Here is a 919-nt window from a genome sequence, read left to right on the forward strand (position 1 = left end):
GAAAGCAGCCTTTCCTAATCTAAAGGTACTGGCAGATCTTAAAATCATGGATGCCGCGGGATATGAAGTGATGAAGGCCTCTGAGGCAGGGGCTGATATCGTTACGATTCTTGGGGCTGCCGAAGATCAATCCATTAAAGGTGCAGTAGAAGAAGCTAAAAAACAAGGTAAAAAAATCCTTGTTGATATGATTGCAGTAAAAGACCTTGCTGGACGTGCCCAAGAAGTGGACGCCATGGGCGTGGATTATATTTGTGTTCACACTGGCTACGATCTTCAAGCAGTCGGAAAAAATTCTTTTGAAGATCTACAAACCATCAAAAGTGTGGTTAAAAACGCTAAAACGGCCATCGCAGGCGGCATTAAATTAGAAACACTTCCAGAAGTCATTAAAGTAAATCCAGACCTTGTCATTGTAGGCGGCGGGATTACTGGACAAGCTGATAAAAAAGCTGTTGCTGCCAAAATGCAGCAAATGATCAAAGAACAAACGGTTACAGCAGGTTAATCCTAAGATGCAGACGACTCAATATTTAGCAGAAATCTTAAAAGAGCTTAATCATTCAGCTGACTTAATCGCAGATGAAGAAGCTGAAAAACTCGTCAACGGGATACTTGAATCGAAAAAGGTTTTTGTCGCCGGTGCAGGCAGATCGGGATTCATGGCAAAATCCTTCGCCATGCGGATGATGCATATGGGAATTGATTCCTATGTAATCGGTGAAACGGTCACTCCCAACTTTGAAAAAGAGGATATCTTAATCATCGGATCCGGATCCGGGGAAACAAAAAGCTTAGTCTCCATGGCTGAAAAAGCAAAAAGCATTGGCGGTAAAATTGCAGCTGTCACGATATTCCCTGATTCCACTATTGGACAGTTAGCAGATGTCACCATTAAATTGCCTGGATCACCGAAAGA

At 42.7% G+C, this 919-nt stretch carries 2 protein-coding genes; both read left to right on the forward strand.

Translation table 11 applies throughout. The annotated features are described in order from the left end of the window. The coding region (hxlA, locus tag ACFOU2_RS09455) for a 3-hexulose-6-phosphate synthase (protein ID WP_377914487.1) at positions 1 to 508 on the forward strand (508 nt) is incomplete at its 5' end. A 7-nt stretch (positions 509 to 515) separates the two neighbouring features. Then, positions 516 to 919 (forward strand): 6-phospho-3-hexuloisomerase (hxlB, locus tag ACFOU2_RS09460; protein WP_377914489.1); only part of this gene is annotated, 404 nt, incomplete at its 3' end.

Origin of the sequence: Bacillus songklensis, assembly GCF_042649685.1 — a bacterium.
In the GTDB taxonomy this organism is placed as follows: Bacteria; Bacillota; Bacilli; order Bacillales; family Bacillaceae_H; genus Bacillus_BA; species Bacillus_BA songklensis.